The organism is Microbacterium sp. KHB019, assembly GCF_037285405.1.
Taxonomy (GTDB): Bacteria; Actinomycetota; Actinomycetes; order Actinomycetales; family Microbacteriaceae; genus Microbacterium.
The window spans coordinates 945840-965524 of sequence record NZ_JBBDHF010000002.1 but is presented as its reverse complement, the minus strand read 5'-3'; the positions used below and the strand labels follow the sequence as shown (position 1 = coordinate 965524).

The 19685-nt window shown below is 67.9% G+C and carries 19 protein-coding genes; 9 read left to right on the top strand and 10 right to left on the bottom strand.

Annotated features, from left to right (window positions below):
* Positions 1-4 precede the first annotated feature (4 nt).
* A complete protein-coding gene (locus KHB019_RS11120; RefSeq protein WP_337458980.1) occupies positions 5-637 on the bottom strand; it encodes an HIT family protein in 633 nt (210 codons plus the stop codon).
* On the opposite strand from KHB019_RS11120, the gene KHB019_RS11115 reads away from it, so the two are divergent.
* The 7 genes from KHB019_RS11115 (at position 617) to KHB019_RS11085 (ending at position 6672) form a co-directional block, all read left to right on the top strand.
* Positions 617-2086 (top strand): HNH endonuclease signature motif containing protein, encoded by a 1470-nt coding sequence (locus KHB019_RS11115; protein WP_337458979.1) that lies wholly within the window; start codon positions 617-619, stop codon positions 2084-2086. The two genes, KHB019_RS11120 and KHB019_RS11115, sit on opposite strands and share 21 nt — an antisense overlap.
* An 87-nt stretch (positions 2087-2173) precedes the next feature.
* Positions 2174-3166, top strand: a complete 993-nt coding sequence (gene paaA / locus KHB019_RS11110; protein ID WP_443193206.1) for a 1,2-phenylacetyl-CoA epoxidase subunit PaaA — start codon at positions 2174-2176, stop codon at positions 3164-3166.
* Entirely contained in the window at positions 3163-3465 is a 303-nt protein-coding gene (paaB, locus tag KHB019_RS11105; RefSeq protein WP_230102577.1) for a 1,2-phenylacetyl-CoA epoxidase subunit PaaB, read from the top strand. Before paaA ends, paaB begins: the two co-directional genes overlap by 4 nt.
* Complete coding sequence (gene paaC / locus KHB019_RS11100; protein WP_325471149.1) at positions 3462-4298, top strand: 1,2-phenylacetyl-CoA epoxidase subunit PaaC; 837 nt, start codon at positions 3462-3464, stop codon at positions 4296-4298. Before paaB ends, paaC begins: the two co-directional genes overlap by 4 nt.
* On the top strand, positions 4292-4789 hold the full coding sequence (gene paaD / locus KHB019_RS11095; RefSeq protein ID WP_337458978.1) for a 1,2-phenylacetyl-CoA epoxidase subunit PaaD: 498 nt from the start codon (positions 4292-4294) through the stop codon (positions 4787-4789). The genes paaC and paaD overlap by 7 nt, the downstream gene beginning before the upstream one ends.
* The gene (gene paaE, locus KHB019_RS11090; protein WP_337458977.1) at positions 4786-5892 is read left to right on the top strand and encodes a 1,2-phenylacetyl-CoA epoxidase subunit PaaE; all 1107 of its coding nucleotides are present in this window, start codon (positions 4786-4788) and stop codon (positions 5890-5892) included. Before paaD ends, paaE begins: the two co-directional genes overlap by 4 nt.
* Before the next feature lie 9 nt (positions 5893-5901).
* Complete coding sequence (locus KHB019_RS11085) at positions 5902-6672, top strand: enoyl-CoA hydratase/isomerase family protein (protein ID WP_337458976.1); 771 nt, start codon at positions 5902-5904, stop codon at positions 6670-6672.
* Between the two features lie 94 nt (positions 6673-6766).
* Here KHB019_RS11085 and KHB019_RS11080 read toward each other — a convergent pair whose 3' ends face one another.
* The 5 genes from KHB019_RS11080 to coaBC all read right to left on the bottom strand — a co-directional run bounded on the left by KHB019_RS11080 (position 6767) and on the right by coaBC (position 13874).
* Positions 6767-7219 (bottom strand): hypothetical protein, encoded by a 453-nt coding sequence (locus KHB019_RS11080; RefSeq protein ID WP_337458975.1) that lies wholly within the window; start codon positions 7217-7219, stop codon positions 6767-6769.
* A gap of 36 nt (positions 7220-7255) precedes the next feature.
* Positions 7256-8668, bottom strand: a complete 1413-nt coding sequence (gene pntB / locus KHB019_RS11075) for a Re/Si-specific NAD(P)(+) transhydrogenase subunit beta (protein WP_290368248.1) — start codon at positions 8666-8668, stop codon at positions 7256-7258.
* Positions 8665-10218 (bottom strand): Re/Si-specific NAD(P)(+) transhydrogenase subunit alpha, encoded by a 1554-nt coding sequence (locus KHB019_RS11070; RefSeq protein WP_337458974.1) that lies wholly within the window; start codon positions 10216-10218, stop codon positions 8665-8667. Before KHB019_RS11070 ends, pntB begins: the two co-directional genes overlap by 4 nt.
* Positions 10219-10486: 268 nt before the next feature.
* The gene (locus tag KHB019_RS11065; RefSeq protein ID WP_337458973.1) at positions 10487-12634 is read right to left on the bottom strand and encodes an ATP-dependent Clp protease ATP-binding subunit; all 2148 of its coding nucleotides are present in this window, start codon (positions 12632-12634) and stop codon (positions 10487-10489) included.
* Positions 12635-12671: 37 nt separating this feature from the next.
* Positions 12672-13874 carry a bifunctional phosphopantothenoylcysteine decarboxylase/phosphopantothenate--cysteine ligase CoaBC gene (coaBC, locus tag KHB019_RS11060; protein ID WP_337458972.1) on the bottom strand — a complete coding sequence of 401 codons (1203 nt, stop codon included), beginning with the start codon at positions 13872-13874 and terminating at the stop codon, positions 12672-12674.
* Positions 13875-14019: 145 nt separating this feature from the next.
* Here coaBC and KHB019_RS11055 point away from each other — a divergent pair, with 145 nt between their 5' ends.
* The gene (locus KHB019_RS11055; protein WP_337458971.1) at positions 14020-14727 is read left to right on the top strand and encodes an NRDE family protein; all 708 of its coding nucleotides are present in this window, start codon (positions 14020-14022) and stop codon (positions 14725-14727) included.
* 66 nt (positions 14728-14793) lie between these two features.
* Here KHB019_RS11055 and KHB019_RS11050 read toward each other — a convergent pair whose 3' ends face one another.
* Positions 14794-15765, bottom strand: a complete 972-nt coding sequence (locus tag KHB019_RS11050) for a GlxA family transcriptional regulator (protein WP_230102567.1) — start codon at positions 15763-15765, stop codon at positions 14794-14796.
* A 103-nt stretch (positions 15766-15868) separates the two neighbouring features.
* On the opposite strand from KHB019_RS11050, the gene KHB019_RS11045 reads away from it, so the two are divergent.
* Positions 15869-16030, top strand: coding sequence for a hypothetical protein (locus tag KHB019_RS11045; RefSeq protein WP_230102566.1), 162 nt, complete (start codon positions 15869-15871; stop codon positions 16028-16030).
* 17 nt (positions 16031-16047) lie between these two features.
* On the opposite strand, the gene KHB019_RS11040 is transcribed toward KHB019_RS11045, so the two are convergent.
* Genes KHB019_RS11040 through KHB019_RS11030 form a run of 3 tightly spaced genes read right to left on the bottom strand, consistent with a single transcriptional unit; the run spans position 16048 to position 19628 of the window.
* Positions 16048-17178 carry an AI-2E family transporter gene (locus tag KHB019_RS11040; protein ID WP_337458970.1) on the bottom strand — a complete coding sequence of 377 codons (1131 nt, stop codon included), beginning with the start codon at positions 17176-17178 and terminating at the stop codon, positions 16048-16050.
* A gap of 23 nt (positions 17179-17201) precedes the next feature.
* The gene (locus KHB019_RS11035; protein WP_337458969.1) at positions 17202-18434 is read right to left on the bottom strand and encodes a glycosyltransferase family 4 protein; all 1233 of its coding nucleotides are present in this window, start codon (positions 18432-18434) and stop codon (positions 17202-17204) included.
* Between the two features lie 12 nt (positions 18435-18446).
* A complete protein-coding gene (locus tag KHB019_RS11030) occupies positions 18447-19628 on the bottom strand; it encodes a glycosyltransferase (protein ID WP_230102563.1) in 1182 nt (393 codons plus the stop codon).
* Between the last annotated feature and the right edge of the window lie 57 nt (positions 19629-19685).

Here is a 19685-nt window from a genome sequence, read left to right as displayed (position 1 = left end):
GATTTCAGTCGGGTCGGTGCAGAGCTGCGGAGAGGAGTCGCGCCAGTTGCGCTCTGGTATCGGCGTCAGACGGCATCCCCGGCTCGAAGGGCAACTCCATTCGGTCCTTGCTCTTGTCCCGATAGCGTGGAATCACGTGCAGGTGGAAGTGGAAGACGGTCTGCCACCCGACGTCTCCGCTGCAGTTGAGCAGGTTCACGCCTTCAGCACCGAATCGGGTGTACATGGCCTTCGCAATGCGTTGTGCGGCGAGTGTGGTCGCGATCAGATCCTCGGGGGAAACGCTGAGAAGGTCGGCACTGTGGCGTTTCGGGATGATGAGCAGGTGGCCATCCGATCCCGGGTCGATGTCCATGAACGCCAGGGTCGTAGCATCCTCGGCGACCTTGTCGCACGGCACGCGTCCGGCGACGATCTCACAGAACACGCATGAATCACCTGATGCCTCCTGAGGCGCGTTGAGGTCCATGGCCTCATGATGCCTTGATCGCGAAAACGCTGTCGAGAACAGTAGCGTCTGCGAGTTTCTGCAGCGCGACCAATATTCTTCAGAAAAGTCCTCTGATCGGCCGATTCTGCGGGTCGGAATGTCGGTGGCCCCGTGTTGAATGGAGGTATGAACAGCATCGTCGCTCACCTCGAAGACCTGGACAGGTCTCTCGACGAGGCGAGCAGTGATGCGTTCGGACGCGAAGAGGTTCCCGGCCTCTCGGATGCTGAGATCGCCGTCCTCCTCGAAGCCAGCGGTCGCATCCAGAAGCGGATCGAAGGACTGCAGGTCGAGGCGACCGTGCAGGTGCTCGAGCGCTCGGCACCGATGCGCGACGACAAGATCACCCTGAAGTACGGGTGGACGCGGCCGGTCGACCTGGTGCGAGTCCTGACCCGTTCGGAAACCCGCGACGCGAACCGCATCGTGAAGACCGCCCGCCTCCTGACCCGCAACCGGGGAATGTCGAGCGGCGAGTTCGTGCCCGCCCGCTACCCGGAGTTGCGCCAGGCGATGGTGTCGGGAACGGTCGGCGTCGCCGGGCTTCTAGCGGCGATCGAGCCGTTGGAGCAATCCCGCGACCGCATCTTCGACGACGACAGGATTGAAGCGGACCGTCAACTCGCCGACCTCGCCTGCGGAATCATCCGCGACCACGACGACAGGCAGACAGGCACGGCACCGTTGCCATTGCCGGAGGATCTGCGGATGCTGTCGCGCGTGCTGGTCGCGTATCTCGATCCGGACGGGGCGGAGCCGGCGGACAAGGCCGCGGCGCGGGGACGCAGCTTCTTCATCGGGCGTGAGCGAAATGGTCGCGTTCCGATTCGGGGTGACATCATGCCCGAGGTGGCAGGGCAACTGCAGCTGGTGCAGGACAGCATCCTCAACCCCCGCGTCGCCGGGCCAGACGACGCGACCAGGGGCGGCCTGCCGGGCGGCGTGCACTTCGAAGTGAGTCCTGACGACGAGTTCACCCCGAACGGCGAATCGTATGGTGAAGCACGGGTCGATGAGCGCACGCGCACACAGAAGATGCACGACGCGTTCGCGATGATCGTGAACGCCGCCGCACGCGCGGGGCAGTTCCCCGACATCGGCGGCGCCGCACCCACCCTCGTCGTCACCGTCACCGCCGAGGACTACGCCACCGGCAGCGGGTGGGCGACCGTGATGAACACCGGCGATCGCATCCCTTCCCGCGTCGCGGCGCAGACGGGCTGTGCAGGTGGCATCCAACGCGTCCTGTTCGACGACAACGGCCGCATCGCAGCCCTCGGCACCACTGCTCGCATCTTCAACGCCCTCCAACGGCGCGCGATCACCCTCCGCGACGGCGGATGCATCATCCCCGGCTGCACCGTCCCGGCATCCTGGTGCGAGATCCATCACGTCACCGAACATGCCGACGGCGGCCCGACCCACACCGACAACGGCGTCCTGCTGTGCTGGTGGCACCACCGCAACCTCCACCTCTCCGAATGGCGCATCCGCATGAACCACGGCGCGCCCGAGGTCAGGGGGCCGAGGTGGTGGGACCGCGACCAGCTGTGGCACACCGCCGGCGTTCCGCGCCCCCGGATTCGAACCGGGTAGCCGCGAGGCGCCTCCCTGATGATGCGCGATTCCCGCGTATGTGCGAGAATTACTGAACGCACGGTCAGTAAAGACGAGGGAGTCGCCGTGACCGAGGAAACCACCGAGACGGCCAGCGCCGAAAAGATCAGTGCCGACGAGACGAGCGCCGAGCAGCGACGCTTCGACGAGCTCATCGCCGCAGACTCGCGCATCGAACCGCGCGACTGGATGCCGGATGCCTACCGCAAGACGCTCATCCGGCAGATCAGCCAGCATGCGCACTCCGAGATCATCGGCATGCAGCCGGAGGGCAACTGGATCACCCGCGCGCCGAGCCTGAAGCGCAAGGCGATTCTCATGGCGAAGGTTCAGGACGAAGCAGGGCACGGCCTCTACCTGTACTCGGCCGCGCAGACCCTCGGCATCACTCGCGACGAGATGACCGACCAGCTGATCACCGGCCGCGCGCGCTACTCCTCGATCTTCAACTACCCCACCCCCACCTGGGCCGACATGGGCGCGATCGGCTGGCTCGTCGACGGCGCGGCGATCGTGAATCAGGTGCCGCTCTGCCGTTGCTCGTACGGCCCCTACGGTCGCGCGATGATCCGCGTCTGCAAAGAGGAGTCGTTCCACCAGCGACAGGGTTTCGAGATCCTGCTGACTCTGATGCAGGGCACGCCGGCGCAGCGCGAGATGGCACAGGATGCCGTGAACCGCTGGTACTGGCCGAGCCTGATGATGTTCGGGCCGCCGGACGGCGACTCCCCGAACTCCGCGCAGTCGATGGCGTGGAACATCAAACGCTTCTCGAACGACGAGCTGCGCCAGCGCTTCATCGGCATGCTGGTTCCGCAGGCCGAGATCCTCGGCATCACCCTTCCCGACCCCGAGCTGCACTTCGACGAGGAGAAGCAGGAGTACGTCGGCGGCGAGATCGACTGGACCGAGTTCTTCGAGGTGCTGGCCGGGCGCGGACCGATGAACGCCGAACGCGTGCGCGCACGCCGCGAGGCGCACGAAGAAGGCGCATGGGTCCGTGAGGCCGCGGCCGAGTACGCGCGCAAGCAGGCGGCGCGTGATGAGGTGGCGGCATGAGTGCTGAGATTTCAGGCGCAGAGACCTGGCCGCTCTGGGAGGTGTTCGTCCGCGCGAACCGCGGCATGAGCCACGTGCACGCCGGCTCCCTGCACGCTCCGGATGCCGAGCTCGCGGTGCGCAACGCCCGCGACCTGTACACCCGCCGAGGCGAGGGCACGTCGATCTGGGTCGTGCCGTCGGATGCCATCACCGCGAGCGACCCTGACGCGAAGGGCTCATTTTTCGAGAGTCCGGCGGGCAAGAACTACCGCCATGCGGTGTACTACACCGCATCCGAGGGGGTGCCGCACCTGTGACGCACGCTGATTCGCACGACGACCCGCACGGCGCCGTCACGGTCGACGAACTCGAACTCAGCGCCGAGCTCGCAGGCGACACCGACGCGGTTGCGACGAAAGAGGTCGCCGAGTACGCGCTCTGGCTCGGCGACGACGCACTCATCCTGTCGCAGCAGCTCGGCGCCTGGATCGCCCGAGCCCCCGAACTCGAAGAGGACGTCGCGCTGGGCAACATCGCCCTCGACCTGCTCGGCCACGCGCGCTCCCTGCTCCGCTACGCCGGCACCGCCGACGGGCGCACCGAGGACGACCTGGCCTACTTCCGCGATGAGCCGGAGTTCCGCAGCGCCTGGCTCTTCGAGCAGCCGAACGGCGACTTCGCACAGACGATCGCGCGGCAGCTCGCGGCATCCGCGTATCTCTTCGAGCTGTACTCCGCACTGCGCCTCTCGAACGACGTGACCCTGGCGGCGATCGCTGAGAAGTCGCTCAAGGAGGTCGACTATCACCGCGACCACGCCGTGCAGTGGACGCTCCGCCTCGCCGGCGGCACCGACGAGTCGCGCCGCCGTATGATCGCCGGGGTCGCCGCGGTGTGGCCGTACGTCGACGAGCTGTTCCGCGACGAGCCGCTCATCGACGAGCTCGAAGGCATCGCCGTGCGTCCGTCGACGCTTCGAGCCGGATTCGACGCTGCGATCGACACGGTCTTCACCGAGGCCGAACTCGACGTTCCTGACGGCCAGCCGTCGTCCGCCGGCGGGCGGCGCGGCAGCCACTTCCCCGCCCTCTCGCGCATCCTCGCCGAGATGCAGGTGCTCGCCAGGCAGCATCCGGGGGCGACATGGTGACGACGACGACACGACGGGAAGAGGCGTGGCGCGTCGCCGCGACCGTCACCGACCCCGAGGTTCCCGTCCTGACGATCGAAGACCTCGGCGTCCTGCGAGACGTGACGGTGGACGGCGAGCGCGTGACCGTCACGCTCACGCCTACATACAGCGGATGCCCCGCGCTCGACACCATGCGCGACGACGTGATCCTCGCGCTCACCGCCGCCGGCTTCGGGGCGGTCGACGTGCGAACGACGCTGTCGCCGGCGTGGACGACCGACTGGATGACGGATGCCGGCAAGCGCAAGCTCACCGAGTTCGGCATCGCTCCCCCGAACGGCCGCGCGGCGGTGCGGCAGGGACCGATCAGGCTCCGCCTCGCCGTGAAGTGCCCGCGCTGCGGATCGATCGACACCCGCGAGGTCTCCCGCTTCGGGTCCACCTCGTGCAAGGCGCTCCACGAATGCCGCGCCTGCCTCGAACCCTTCGACCACTTCAAAGTCCTATGAACACGACAGCACCCACCCGTCGCCGCGGACGCTTCCATGAGCTCGAAGTCGCAGACGTCCGGCCGCTGACCGCCGAGAGCATCGAGGTGACCTTCGCGGTTCCGTCCGAACTGCACGACGACTATCAGTACCTGCCCGGCCAGTACGTGGCGCTGCGCGTCCACGTCGAGGGGCACGAGGTGCGTCGCAGCTACTCGATCTGCCGCCCGCCGACGGATGGCAGCATCTCGGTCGGCATCAAGCGCGACCTCGGCGGGCTGTTCTCGGTGTGGGCGCACGAGAACCTCAAGCCGGGTGACCGCATCGAAGTCATGAGCCCCGAGGGCAGATTCACGACGAACCTCCCCGACCTCGACCACGCGCACATCGCCGGCATCGCCGCCGGCTCCGGCGTGACGCCGATGATGGCGCTGGCCGCTCACGTGCTGGCATCCTCACCGACAGCGCAGTTCAGCCTCGTCTACACGAACCGCGCCACGCAGGACGTCATGTTCCTCGACGACCTCGCCGACCTCAAGGACCGCTACCCGTCGCGGCTCGCCCTGCACCACGTGCTCTCGCGCGAGCAGCGCACGGCTCCCCTCCTCTCCGGACGCATCGACGCCGAGAAGCTCGGCGCGATCCTGGACGGGCTGATTCCTCCCGAAAGCGTGACCGAATGGTTCCTGTGCGGGCCGTTCGACCTCGTCGCCCTGTGCCGCGACACGCTCGAACGTCGGGGCGTTCCGGCCGGCAGCGTCCGCTTCGAACTCTTCACGAGCGACGCCGACGGACCGCGCGTCGATCGCGGCCGCCCCGTCGTGATCGACAAGGGCGACGAGGTGCGGACGATCGAGTTCACGCTCGACGGCCTGTCGTCGACGGCCCTGTCACCGGTCCCGGCGAACGAGGCGATCCTGGATGCCGCGCTCCGCGTCCGCGGCGACGTGCCGTTCGCGTGCGCCGGAGGCGTGTGCGGAACCTGTCGCGCGCGCCTGACTTCCGGCGAGGTTCGCATGACCCAGAACTTCGCGCTCGAGCCGGACGAGATCGAGAACGGCTATGTGCTGACCTGCCAGTCCCACCCGACCACTGAGAGAGTCGTCGTCGACTACGACGCCTGAGGAGTCACCGTGATCGACCTGACCATCACCGGCGACGTCGCGCACGTCGTGTTGAACGCACCCGAGAAGCGCAACGCGCTGGATGCCCGAGCACTCGACGATCTCGGAACGGCGTACGACGACGCCGAGACGGCCGGCGTGCGCGCCCTGGTTCTGCGCGGCGAAGGGCCAGGGTTCTGCGCCGGCCGCGATATCGCGGGCGTCGACCCCGCGACCGACGATGTGGTCGGATTCCTCGGCGACCGCGTCACCCCGCTGCTGCAGAAGATGTCGGCGTTCCCCGCTCCGACCTTCGCCGCCGCGCACGGCGCATGCCTCGGCATCGGGCTCGGTCTGCTGATCGCCACGGACGTCGTCTACGTCGCCGACACCGCGAAGATCGGCTCGCCGTTCGCCGCGCTCGGCGCGACGCTCGACTCCGGCGGCCATGCGCTGTTCTTCGAGCGCCTCGGTGCCCACAAGACCCTCGACCTCATCTACGCGGGCCGGCTCATGAGCGGTTCCGAGGCCGTGCAATCAGGACTGTTCTCGCAGGTGCTGCCGGCTTCTGAAGTTCAGCAAGCGACGGAGGATGCGGCATCCCGAGCCGCCGTCGGCGCGACGCAATCGTTCCTCGCGAGCAAGAGGCTCGTCGCCCGACTGCGCGACGAGCGCCTCGCACTGTGGGATGCCGTCGCCGTCGAGAACAAGAACCAGGCGGCCCTGCGCGACACCGCCGATTACCGCGAGGGGTTCGCGGCCTTCCAGCAGAAGCGGAAGCCGGAGTTCACCGGGCGGTAGGGGCCATCCGCGAGACATCATCATCCGCTCGAGAAACCACTGCAGGAGTGATGTCTCGCGCAGGAAGTGATGTCTCGCGCGCAGGGCGCCGTGACTACGCGGTCCGCGACTGCACGACGCCGGCGACGGCCGCCGCGAGCGTGGCGAGCCAGCCGACGAACGCGACCACGACCGCGGACGCGAACACGACAGACGACGCCTCGCTGCTCATCCAGCCCCACGTAGAGACCACGGACCCGAAGGGTGGTGCGTCCCCGCCGTCTTCGAGCGTGAACATCATCACCAGCAGCGCCGCCCAGGTGACCCAGCTCGCGATGTCGTAGAACAGCCGCGTGCTGCGACCTGCCCTCGCGTCGCGGTCGAAGACGACGATGATCGGCGGAACGTACATCGCGATGACGACCAGTGGGCCGATGAAGATGCCGATCGCCGTCATCCACCCCAGCGGGGCGCCGAAGAATCCTCGGCCGAAGACGATGAGGAAGACCGACAGCACCGGCGCGATCCAGTGGAACACGCGAACGAACCGCCAGCCGGAGAGTCTCATGGCCCCGAGCGTACCTGGACGCCCGCGGCCGGACGACTACAGCGCCCGCAGGATGTCGTCCACCCGCTCCTTCGCGTCGCCGAACAGCATCTGCGCATTCTCGCGGAAGAACAGCGGGTTCTGCACTCCGGCGTACCCCGAGGCCATCGAGCGCTTGAAGACGACGACGTTCTCGGCCTCCCAGACGCGCAGTACCGGCATCCCCGCGATGGGACTCGACGGGTCCTCCGCGGCGGCCGGGTTGACGGTGTCGTTCGCGCCGATCACGAGGACGACGGCGGTGGATGCCAGGTCATCGTTGATCTCGTCCATCTCGAGCACGATGTCGTACGGCACCTTCGCCTCGGCGAGCAGCACGTTCATGTGTCCGGGCAGGCGACCGGCGACAGGATGGATGCCGAACTTCACGTCCACGCCGCGATCCCGCAGCTTCTGCGTCAGCTCGGCGACCGGATACTGCGCCTGCGCGACCGCCATGCCGTAGCCCGGGGTGATGACGACCGAAGAGGCGTTCGCGAGCATGTCGGCGACGGTCTCGGCATCCACCTCGCGGTGCTCGCCGTGGTCGACGTCGTCCGATGTCGGAGCGGCGATCCCGAATCCGCCGGCGATCACCGAGATGAACGACCGGTTCATCGCCTTGCACATGATGTACGACAGATACGCACCGGAAGATCCGACCAGCGCACCGGTCACGATCAGCAGGTCGTTGTTCAGCAGGAATCCGGCAGCGGCCGCCGCCCAACCCGAGTAACTGTTGAGCATCGAGACGACCACGGGCATGTCGCCACCGCCGATGGATGCCACGAGGTGCCAACCCAGCGCGAGCGCGAGCAGCGTGACGACGATCAGCAGCACGAGCGACGGCATCACCACGTACCAGACGGTGAGTGCGATGAACACGACGATCGCGCCGAGGTTCAGCACGTTCTTGCCCGGCAGCATCAGCGGCTTCGACGAGATCCGGCCGGACAGCTTGAGGAACGCGACGATCGACCCGGTGAAGGTCACGCCACCGATGAAGATGCCGATGAAGACCTCGGCGTGGTGGATATCGGCGAGAGCGCCGGTGAGACCGGGAGCGTGCAGATGCCCGTTCCAGCCGACGAGGACGGCGGCGAGACCGACGAAGCTGTGCAGCAGGGCGATGAGCTCCGGCATCCCGGTCATCTCGACGCTGCGAGCGCGCCACAGCCCGATCACGGCGCCGACGAGCATCGCGACGAGCAGCAGCACGAGACCGACGATCGCCTGTGGCTGACCCCAGGCTCCCTGCAGGGTGACCCAGATGGTCGCGACGAGAGCGATGGCCATGCCGACCATGCCGTAGGTGACGCCGGCGCGCGAGGACTCGTGACGGCTGAGTCCGGCCAGGCTCATGATGAACAGCAGCGCGGCGACGATGTAGGCGGCGCCGGCGACGGACGCGGAGATCTCCAGGGCGCTCAACGCTCTGCTCCCTTCGAGAACATCTTCAGCATTCGGCGGGTGACCGCGAACCCTCCGAAGATGTTGATGGATGCCACGAGCACGGCGACTGCGGAGAGGATCTGCACCAGCAGGTTGGGCGTCGTTATCTGGACGATCGCGCCGACGATGATGATGCCCGAGATGGCGTTGGTGACGCTCATGAGCGGCGTGTGCAGCGCGTGGGAGACCTTGCCGATGACGTAGAAGCCGACCACGACCGACAGCATCAGCACCGTGAAGTGCTGCGGCAGCGGCGCCGGGGCGAACGCGTTCACCAGGAAGAGGGCGACGATGCCGGCCGCGATCAGGCCGACCTTCGCCCCGGCGGAGAGGGGCTTCTTCTTCGCCTCCACGGGCTCGGCGGTCGAAGAGGCAGCCTTCGCGACCGGCGCGGCCGACACCTGCACCGGTGGTGGTGGCCAGGTCTCCTCGCCGTCGCGAACGACCGTCACGGACCGCTGGACGACGTCATCGAAATCGAGGACGAGTCGTCCGTCCTTGCCCGGTGTCAGCAGCTTCAGCAGGTTGACGAGGTTGGTGCCGTACAGCTGCGACGCCTGCGTGGGCAGGCGGCCAGCGAGGTCGGTGTAGCCGAGGATGATCACGCCGTTCGCCGTGACGACCCGCTGCCCCGCCACCGAACCCTCGACGTTGCCGCCCTGGGCCGCGGCCATGTCGACGATGACGCTTCCCGGTTTCATGCTCGCGACATCCGCCGCCGTGATGAGGCGGGGAGCGGCGCGGCCCGGGATCAGCGCGGTGGTGATGATGATGTCGACGTCGGCCGCCTGCTCGGAGTACAGCTCGGCGGCGCGGCGGTCGTAGGCCTCGCTGGTCGCCTTGGCGTAGCCGTCGCTCGAGACCTCTTTCTGCTCTTCTGGCACGATGACGTCGAGGTAGGTGCCGCCGATGGACTTCACCTGGTCGGCGACCTCGGGCCGAGGGTCGGTCGCCCGCACGATCGCGCCGAGGCTCGATGCCGCGCCGATCGCCGCGAGACCGGCGACGCCGGCACCCGCGACGAGCACCTTGGCCGGCGGAACTTTGCCCGCCGCCGTGACCTGGCCGGTGAAGAATCGGCCGAACTCGTTGGCCGCCTCGACGACCGCGCGGTAGCCGGAGATGTTCGACATCGAGCTGAGCACGTCCATCGACTGCGCGCGCGAGATGCGCGGCACCGCATCGAGCGCGAGCGCCGTGATGCCGCGCGTTGCGAGCGCCTGCCGCAGTTCAGGGCGCAGGTTCGGGCTCAGCTGCGCGATGAGCGTGGCGCCATCAGCGATCCTGGTGATCTCGGCATCCGTGGGGGCGTTCACCTTCAGCAGGATCGGCGACGCCCAGGCATCCTCAGCTGCGACGATCTGCGCGCCGGCCTCGGCGTACGCGGCATCCGGATAAGCGGATGCGACGCCCGCCCCCGCTTCGACCACGATGTCGTAGCCGATCTTGCGCAGCGCGCCCACGGTCTGCGGCGTCGCGGCGACCCGCGTCTCACCGTCCTGCTCACGCACGATGCCGATCTGCGTCATCACAGCTCCCTGTCTCTCATCGGCGACAGAACGGTCCGTCGCCGACACACATGAGACGAGACTCTATCGACGGGCGCGTCGGCGCAAGGCCGTGTTTCACGGACTCAGGCGCGAAAGAACGGCTGTTCTTTACAGAACCCGAAGGCGCGACGATCAGTCGACCAGATGCACCCGACACTTGTCAGCACGGATCACACTTGTCAGACCCGAACCGCAACTGCGCGCATGCATCCGTGATCCGCACTGACATATGTGCAGGATGCCGGCGTCAGCCGGCGGTCAGCACCAGCCCCGTGCCGTCGGCCGCGACATCGACGCGCACGGTGTCGCCGTCGCGCACTCCGCCCGAGAGCAGCGCCGTCGCGAGCTTGTTCTGCACCTCGTTGGTGATGAGCCGGCGCAGCGGGCGGGCACCGTACACGGGGTCGTAGCCGCGCTGGGCGAGCCACGAGCGGGCATCGGGCGTGACGGCGAGGGTGAGCCGGCGATCGTGCAGCCGCTGTTGCAACTGGTCGACGGAGAGCTCGACGATCTGCGCCAGGTCGTCCTCCGACAGGGCCTGGAACATCACGACATCGTCGAGCCTGTTCAGGAACTCCGGCCGGAACGCCTGCCGCACGAGCGCCATGACCGCGTCGCGCTTGTCGTCGTCGGACATCACCGGGTCGATGAGGATCGGCGAGCCGATGTTCGAGGTGAGGATGAGGATGACGTTCGAGAAGTCGACCGTTCGGCCCTGTCCGTCGGTGAGACGGCCATCGTCGAGCACTTGCAGCAGCACGTCGAACACCTCGGCGTGCGCCTTCTCGACCTCGTCGAGCAGCACGACGCTGTACGGCCTGCGCCGCACGGCCTCCGTGAGCTGACCGCCCTGCTCGTATCCGACGTACCCGGGAGGGGCGCCGACGAGCCGCGAGACGGTGTGCTTCTCGCCGTACTCCGACATGTCGATGCGCACCATGGCGTGCTCGTCGTCGAAGAGGAACTCGGCGAGCGCCTTGGCGAGCTCGGTCTTGCCGACGCCGGTCGGGCCGAGGAACAGGAACGAACCCGTCGGGCGACCGGGGTCGCTGATGCCCGCGCGCGATCGGCGCACGGCATCCGACACGGCCTTCACGGCATCCTTCTGCCCGATCAGGCGCCGACCCAGCTCGCTCTCGAGGTGCAGCAGCTTCTCGCTCTCGCCCTGCAGGAGGCGCCCGACGGGGATGCCGGTCCACGCGGCGATGACGGCAGCGATGTCCTCGTCGGTCACCTGCTCGTTGACCATGCGACCCTCGCCCGACTCGGCGCGGGCGACCTCGGCCTGCTCCGCTTCGGCGATGTCGCGCTCGAGCCGCTTGATCGTCTCGTACTCGAGCTTGGATGCCTTGGTGTAGTCGCCCTCGCGGATGGCGAGGTCGCGCTGCGTGGCTGCGTCATCGAGCTGCTTCTTCAACTCGCCCACGCGGTTCAGGCCCGACCGCTCGCGCGCCCAGCGCTCCTCGAGACCGGCGAGTTCGCGCTCCAGCTCACTGAGTTGCTCGCGCAGCGCGACCAGGCGCTCCTTGGACGCGGCATCCTTCTCGCGCTTCAGGGCGAGCTCTTCGAGCTTCATCCGGTCGACCTGGCGCTTGAGCTGGTCGATCTCGACCGGCGACGAGTCGATCTCCATCTTCAGACGCGACATGGCCTCGTCGATCAGGTCGATGGCCTTGTCGGGCAACTGTCGCGCCGGCAGATAGCGATTGGACAGCGCGGCGGCAGCGACGAGCGCGCTGTCGGAGATGATCACGCCGTGGTGCGCTTCGTAGCGTCCCTTCAGCCCGCGGAGGATCGCGATGGTGTCCTCGACGGACGGCTCGCCGACGTACACCTGCTGGAAGCGCCGCTCGAGTGCGGCATCCTTCTCGATGTACTCGCGGTACTCGTTGAGCGTCGTCGCGCCGATCAGATGCAGCTCGCCGCGGGCGAGCATGGGCTTGAGCATGTTGGATGCCGCGACCGAACCCTCACCACCGCCGGCGCCCATGAGCGTGTGCAGCTCGTCGATGAAGGTGATGACCTTGCCGTCGGACTCGGTGATCTCCTTCAGCACGCTCTTCAGACGCTCCTCGAACTGCCCGCGGTACATCGCGCCGGCGACCAGGGCGGAGATGTCGAGCGAGACGAGCTCCTTGTCCTTGAGGGACTCGGCGACGTCGCCCGCGACGATGCGCTGTGCGAGGCCTTCGACGACGGCGGTCTTGCCGACGCCCGGTTCACCGATCAGTACGGGATTGTTCTTCGTGCGGCGGGTGAGCACCTGGCTGACGCGGCGGATCTCGCTGTCGCGTCCGATCACCGGGTCGAGCTTTCCCTGACGGGCGCGGTCGGTCAGGTTGATGCCGAACTGCTCGAGGGCGGACTGCTGGTCGTCTTGTGCGGGCGTGGTCATCTGCTTCCTCCTGGAGGACTCCTTACAAAGTTGAGCGTTATTGACTCAAGTTTACCACTGCGTCCCAGATCGCGCGAGCGACTTCCGGCTTCGAGCCGGCGGCGGACGCGACGACCACGCCGCGATCGCCGATCACCTCGACCGCGTTGTCCGCGTTCTCGAACCCGTGCTCGGCGTCGGCACGGTTCACCGCGAGCAGGTCGACGCCCTTGCGCTCCCTCTTGCGCGCGGCTCGCTCGCGGCGGGCCGCCGGGTCGGTCAGCGTCTCGGCCGCGAAGGCGACGATCACCTGCCCGTCGGGCCGAGATGCTGCGAGCCCGGCGACGATGTCGTCGTTCTCGACGAGATCGATGCGATCGAGGACGCCCTCCTCCTTAGTGAGCTTCTGATCCGATGCGCGCGCTGGCCGGTAGTCGGCGACCGCGGCGGCCATGACGACGACGGCGGCGGATGCCGCCGCATCCCTCATCGCATCGCCGAGCTCGGCGGCCGTGCCGACGAGGCGGACGTCGATCTGCGGATGCTTCGCCGCGGCGAGCACATCGCCCGAGATGTTCGCGGCGACCAAAATGACGCGAGCGCCGCGGGCTGCGGCTTCTGCAGCGAGTGCGACCCCCTGCCGCCCGCTCGAACGGTTGCCGAGGAAGCGCACCGGGTCGATGGGCTCGCGCGTGCCGCCGGCGGACACGGCGACAGTGCGGCCGGCGAGGTCCTGCGGCGCGAGCAGGGCGAGTGCTTCGTCGAAGAGCTCCTCGGGTTCCAGCATCCGCCCTGGTCCCGAATCGCCGCCGGTCAGCTCGCCATCACCGGGGCCGAGGATGTGCACGCCGCGTTCTCGGAGGATTTCGATGTTCGCCTGCGTGGACGGATGCCGCCACATCTCGGTATGCATCGCCGGGGCGATCGCCACAGGGGCGGTCGTTGCGAGCAGCGTGGTGCCGAGCAGGTCGTCGGCGAGACCGGCGGTCATCCTCGCGATCGTGTTCGCGGTGGCCGGGGCGACGATGACGAGATCGGCAGCCTGGCCCAGGGCGACGTGCCGAACGCGGGCGACGTCGTCGTGCACGCTGGTCGTGACGGTGTTGCGGCTGATGGCCTCCCAGGTCGGGAGCCCGACGAAGCGGAGCGCATCCTCCGTGGGGATGACCGTCACCTCGTGGCCGGCCTTGATCAGCAGCCGCACCAGCTGCACCGTCTTGTACGCGGCGATGCCGCCTGTGACTCCGACGACGATGTTCATGGTTCGATTCTGCCCCAGCGCCGTACGGACCGGGCTGGCGGGACCCCGATCCGCCGAACAGTTCACGATCAGCGGAGGAATGCGGCCGATCAGCCCGCGTATCGGGCAGGGATCCGCAGATCGTACGCCGACATAGACTCGAAGCGTGTGCACGGTCGTGATCGATGTCGCAGAGCAGGCGACCAATGGAACCATCGGCTCCCGGCTGCTCGCCGTGCGGGACGAAGACCCCGAACGCGCGTGGGATTCGCTCGGCCCATGGTGGCCAGAGCAGTACCCGGGCGTGATCGGCATCCGTGATCGCCGAGCCGGAGGCGCATGGCTCGCCGTCGACCGGACGACGCACCGCCTCGCTGTGCTGCTGAACCGCGCCGACGTGCTCGGTCTGCCGGAGGACCAGGTGCGCAGTCGCGGCAGCCTCGCCCTGGAATCGGTCGCCGGTCGCTCCCCCGCAGGCCCGCTGCCGATGCACGGCTTCAACCTGCTCGAGGTCAGCCCGGATGCCGCGCGCGTGCTGTCCTGGGACGGGCAGGAGCTCACCGAGACGCCGGTGCCGCACGGGGTGCACATGATCGCGCATGACGGGTTGGATGACCCGGCGACCGCTCGCATCGCCCGCTGGCTGCCGGAGTTTCGAGCACGCGCTGCGCGGGCGGACGACTGGGAGCAGCGGTGGATCGACCTGCTCGCGGCATCCGCAGAGCTGGATCCGACCGATGACGCCGCGATCATCCGCGACAACCGACCGCACGGGTATCCGACGCAGTCGCTGCTGTACTGCGTCGCCGACATCGGAGACCACGGCGTCGAGATCACCGAGTCCAACCTCACCGCGCCCGGCCACTGGGGCTGAGCACACTGGGCTGAGCGCACTGGGCTGAGCGCACTGGGCTGAGCGCACTGGGCTGGGACCGCGCGGTCAGGCCACCGCGCCCGCCGTCACGCACGAGAACGTCGCACGGTACGCCGTCGGTGTCGTGCCGAGCACGCGCGCGAAGTTCTGCCGCAGCACCGCCGCTGAGCCGAACCCGCACTCGACCGCGATCTCGTCCAGCGCGAGGTCGGTGCGCTCGAGCATCCGCTGCGCCTGGATGATCCGTTGGCGAGCGAGCCAGGCGGCCGGAGTCGCACCGTGCTCGGCCTTGAATCTGCGCGCGAACGTGCGCGGCGACATCAGCGCGCGCGATGCGAGGTGTTCGACGGTCAGGTCGTCGCGCAGGTTCTCCAGCGCCCAGGTGGTGACATCGGCGAGCGCATCGCCGTGGTCGATCGGGAGAGGACGGTCGATGAACTGCGCCTGACCGCCGTCGCGCTGCGGCGGGACGACCATGCGCCGTGCGATCCGGTTGGTGAGCTCGGCGCCGAGCTCCTGCCGCAGCAGATGCAGGCAGGCGTCGAGGCCCGCGGCGGTGCCGGCGCTCGTGATGATGCGCCCGTCCTGCACGTACAGCACGTCGGGGTCGATGGCGACCTGCGGGAACATCGCCGCCATGGCATCCGCGTACATCCAGTGCGTCGTCGCACGGCGTCCGTCGAGCACCCCGGCCTCGCCGAGGACGAAGGATCCGCTGCAGACGCTCAGCAACCACGCATCCCGGTCGGCGGCATCCCGCACGGCATCGAGCACGCGCGGATCGGTACTGCCCCACCACTCCCGCGGAATCGGGCACACGACGACGAGGTCGGCTTCGTACGCGAACGAGAGGTCGTGCTCGACATTGACGGAGAAGCCGCCGATCTTCGAGACGACGGGTCCGATCTCGGCCGCGACGACCCGGAAGTCGAAGTTCGGGACCCCGTCATCCGACCGGTCGAGACCGAACGCCTCGCAGGCGACGCCGAACTCGAACGGCGCGAATCCGTTCTGGATGATGCAGGCGACGGTCTTCATGGATGCTCCCTCGCAGTGCGGGAAATCGGATTGGCAGTTTTCCGCTCGTCATTGTCCATCCTGCCACTCGTGGCATGAATCAGACAAGCGTAGCTTTTCTGCCATGATCCTCATCATCCTTCTCGCAGCACTCGCCCTCATCGGACTCATCGCCACGTTCATCGAGGTTCACCGCGACGGCTTCCGTCCGGTCGCGACGGACTGGACCCGGGTCGCCGAGCACGACGTCGTAGGCGTCTCCGCCCAGCCGGGCTCTTACCGCTGAGCCCGCCTCTAGTGCGCTCAGCGCTGCCAGATCCAGCGGCGCCGTCGGCGCGGACGCACGAGCACCGGCTCCGGCTCCGGCGGCGGAGGAACAGCCGTCCGATCGCCGCTGACCCAGCGCAACCACAGCGCATCGGGGTTGCCCTCGAGGATCAGGGCTCGGGCCAGCAGGGTCAGCGGGATCGACAGGATCGCCCCGAGCGGCCCGATCACGAAGGTCCAGAAGATCACCGAGAAGAAGCTCAGCGTGAGGCTGAGATCCACGGCATCGCTCACGAACTTCGGCTGCACGAGCACCTGCAGCACGACGTTGACGACGCAGTAGACCGCGATCACGCCGAGCAGCAGCGGCCAGCCGCCGACGGCGTAGGCGAGGATCGCCGGCGGCACCAACCCCAGGATGAAGCCGATGTTCGGGATGAAATTCGTCACGAACGCGAGAATCGCCCAGACGATCGGCGCCGGAACACCCATCCACCACAGGGCGAGTCCGTCGATGATCGCCACGATCGCGCCGAAGGCTGCGTTGACGACGTAGTACCGGCGGATGCCGCGGTTGAGGAACGCGATGCGGCCGATGACGTGGCTGCGGGTCGCACCGAACACAGCGGGCGCGTGGCGGTAGCGGGCAGCATCCACCGTCATGAAGATGATGTATGCGAAGACGAAGAACAGTGCCGTGGCGACGGCGACGACCGTGCCGCCGACGTTCTGCACGAGCCGCATCAGGTTGGCGGGGGCGAGCAGGGCCGTGACGGCATCCGTCGCCTCCTGGCCGAACCCGACATCGTTCAGCCACGCGACGAACAGGTCGAGCTGGCGGGTCACCTGGCCGTCCGAGGTGAGACCGACGACGAGATGCGCGAACTGATTGCCGGCGAACCACAGCAGGGCGCCCATCGCCAGCAGGATCACGTAGGCCAGCGCGATCACGATCGTCGAGCCCAGCCACGACGGCAGCCCGCGGCGCATCAGCGGCATCCGCACCGGCTCGCAGATGATGACGATCACCATCGCCAGGGCGATGGGTCCGACCACTTCGCGGGCGAACGAGAGACCGGCGATCACGACCACGGTCGCTGCGAGCGCCAGCAGCACGCGCAGGCTCGGGGAGAGCATCCGGTCGGTGGAGGGCGCAGGGCTGCTCATCGGCCCAGCGTATCCTCCGAGCCTCAGCCGGCCGCGAGAACGCGCTCGTATATCTCGACCATCGCTGCGGTACGAGACGACTGGCGGAAGGCCTCGGCGACCTCGGGGTCGGGCGTCGGCGCTTCTCCGTTTCGGATCTCGGATGCCGCCGCCCTCAGCGTCGCGGCGAGCGCGCTGACGGAACCGTCCGGGACGGCCCACAGTCCACTTCGAAGCTCGGCGGCGATGTCGGGGTCGCTGACGATGGTCGGCGTGCCGAGGGCGGCCGCCTCGAATGGCGTCATGCCCTGCGTCTCGAATCCGATCGAGGTCTGCACGACGGCATCCGCTGCCGCGATCCGCGTAAGCGTCTCGGCATAGGGAAGGCGTCCGACGAATCGGATGCCGGCGTGCCCCTTGGCGATCCTCTCCGCCGCGCGCAGCTGCCCTCCACCGCCGATGACCTCGATGTCGGCATCCACCTGCGACATGACGACCGCCTCGAGGAACGTCAGGAGTCGCTTCTCGGGGCTCATGCGCCCGAGCCAGATGAATCGGGGGCGGCGCGCCGGCGAGACATCGCTTCCTGCACGAGACCCCATGTCTGGCGTGGTGTCTCGCTTCGATGATGGTTTCTCGGCGAGCACCGAAGCGAGGAGTTCGTCGTCGATGCCGTTCCAGACGACGTCGACGTTCGGGAACACGTCGTGCTGCTCGAGCCGACGAGCGAAGTGCCCTGACGGCGCCGTGACGGCGCTGGAGCCCTGAGCGATGCCGCGCAGGAACGCCCAGCCGTCGCTGCCCGAGACGGGTCGGCCGATGCCGCGCATCGACTGCCGCCGCCACAGATTGAGCACGGCGAGCACCTGCCGGTGCAGCGGTGTGACAGCGGCCATGCCGACGTCGACCCGGTTGTGCATCGTGTGGACGACGGGGATGCCGTGGCGGTGGGCGAACCGGTGGCCGATGAACGCCCCCCAGAAATCGGCCTGCACGTGCACGAGATCGACCGGCGGATGCAGCGCGAACGTCCGGTCGAGGAACCGGTCGGTGCGACGACCCGGCCACGACATCGAGTACTCGCGGTCGAGGGTTATCGGGATGGAGGGGAGGTCGAAGGGGTTCGGCCATCCGAAGACGCTGCCGTTGTGCATCTTCGGCGCGACCACCGTCACCGTGTGCCCTGCGCGCTCGAGGTACTGCTTCTGCAGCCGCATCGACACCTGCGCCCCGCCCAGGGACGCGAGGTGCTGATCGCCGAAGAAGACGATGTGCATCGGACCGCTCCGCTACTTCGGCAGCGGCTGGTCGCGGTACAGCGCCTCGAACGTGTCGAGCGTGCGGTTGATGTCGTGCACGATGACGCCGTCCAGGGATGCCTGCTGCATCCGCTCGTACTCCGTTGGCTCAGCCGTGAAGACGTCGGTCAGGCGCGCGGCGAGCTCGTTCGCGTTGCCCGGCTCGAAGAGGTACCCGTTCTCGCCGTCGTGCACGAGGTGCGGAAGGGCGACGGCATCGGCGGCGACGACCGGCAGGGCGGATGCCATCGCCTCCATCGTCGCGATGGACTGCAGTTCGGCGATCGAGGCGATGACGAACAGGCTCGCGCGCGACAGCACGGCGCGAAGCTCCTCATCGGTCGTTCGGCCGTGGAACGTGACGCGATCGGACAGGCCGAGCTCGCCGGTGAGTCGTTCGAGGCTCTTGCGCTGATCTCCGCCGCCCACGATGTCGAAGCTGACATCGAGCGCGGGGTCGAGCTTCGTCATGGCCTCGAGGATGACCTCGACCTGCTTCTCAGCGGTCAGGCGGCCGACGAAGACCATCCGGTTCTTCTCGCGCTGCCCCATCGTCGGGGTGTACTGCGTGCGGTCGATGCCGCAGCTCACCGGAATCACGCCGCTGACCTCGACCGTGCGCTCGAGGAAGTCGGCTGCGCGGCGGGTCGGGGTGGTGATCGCGCGGGTGAGGTCGAACGTGCGCTTGGCATCCGCCCACGCGAACTTCAGCACGATGTCGTCGACGAACTTCGGCATCGTGGTGTGGTCGAGGATGTTCTCGGCCATTACGTGGTTGGTCGCGATCACAGGGATTCCGCGTTGATGCGCGATGCGCGAGAGACCACGGCCGATCACGATGTGCGACTGGATGTGCACGACATCCGGCTTGACCCGGTCGAGCACCTTGCGCGCATAGTGCTTGGATCGCCACGGCCACACGAAGCGCAGCCAGTCGTGCGGCGCCCAGCGGACGGACGGCAGACGGTGCAGCGTCATCGGCTCGCCCTCGATGACCTCGGTGGCCGGGGCCGCTCTGCGGTACTTCCGGTTCGGGGCGACGACGTGCACGTCGTGCCCGCGCTGCACGAGCCCTGCGGCCAGGCGCTCAGCGAACCGTGCGGCCCCGTTGATGTCAGGGGCGAAGGTGTCGCAGCCGATGAGGATCTTCAGCGGAGCGTCAGGGGAGGTCACGAATATGCAGCCTTCGGGGTACGGAGGGACCGGGATCGGGCGCTGGCCACTCTACCT

Bases quoted from the DNA above. Each gene is read 5' to 3' on its own strand.
- KHB019_RS11115 (WP_337458979.1), top strand. From the start codon at position 617: ATGAACAGCATCGTCGCTCACCTCGAAGACCTGGACAGGTCTCTCGAC.
- paaB (WP_230102577.1), top strand. From the start codon at position 3,163: ATGAGTGCTGAGATTTCAGGCGCAGAGACCTGGCCGCTCTGGGAGGTG.
- paaD (WP_337458978.1), top strand. From the start codon at position 4,292: ATGGTGACGACGACGACACGACGGGAAGAGGCGTGGCGCGTCGCCGCG.
- paaE (WP_337458977.1), top strand. From the start codon at position 4,786: ATGAACACGACAGCACCCACCCGTCGCCGCGGACGCTTCCATGAGCTC.
- KHB019_RS11080 (WP_337458975.1), bottom strand. From the start codon at position 7,219: ATGAGACTCTCCGGCTGGCGGTTCGTTCGCGTGTTCCACTGGATCGCG.
- KHB019_RS11070 (WP_337458974.1), bottom strand. From the start codon at position 10,218: ATGACGCAGATCGGCATCGTGCGTGAGCAGGACGGTGAGACGCGGGTC.
- KHB019_RS11065 (WP_337458973.1), bottom strand. From the start codon at position 12,634: ATGACCACGCCCGCACAAGACGACCAGCAGTCCGCCCTCGAGCAGTTC.
- coaBC (WP_337458972.1), bottom strand. From the start codon at position 13,874: ATGAACATCGTCGTCGGAGTCACAGGCGGCATCGCCGCGTACAAGACG.
- KHB019_RS11050 (WP_230102567.1), bottom strand. From the start codon at position 15,765: ATGAAGACCGTCGCCTGCATCATCCAGAACGGATTCGCGCCGTTCGAG.
- KHB019_RS11045 (WP_230102566.1), top strand. From the start codon at position 15,869: ATGATCCTCATCATCCTTCTCGCAGCACTCGCCCTCATCGGACTCATC.
- KHB019_RS11040 (WP_337458970.1), bottom strand. From the start codon at position 17,178: ATGAGCAGCCCTGCGCCCTCCACCGACCGGATGCTCTCCCCGAGCCTG.
- KHB019_RS11035 (WP_337458969.1), bottom strand. From the start codon at position 18,434: ATGCACATCGTCTTCTTCGGCGATCAGCACCTCGCGTCCCTGGGCGGG.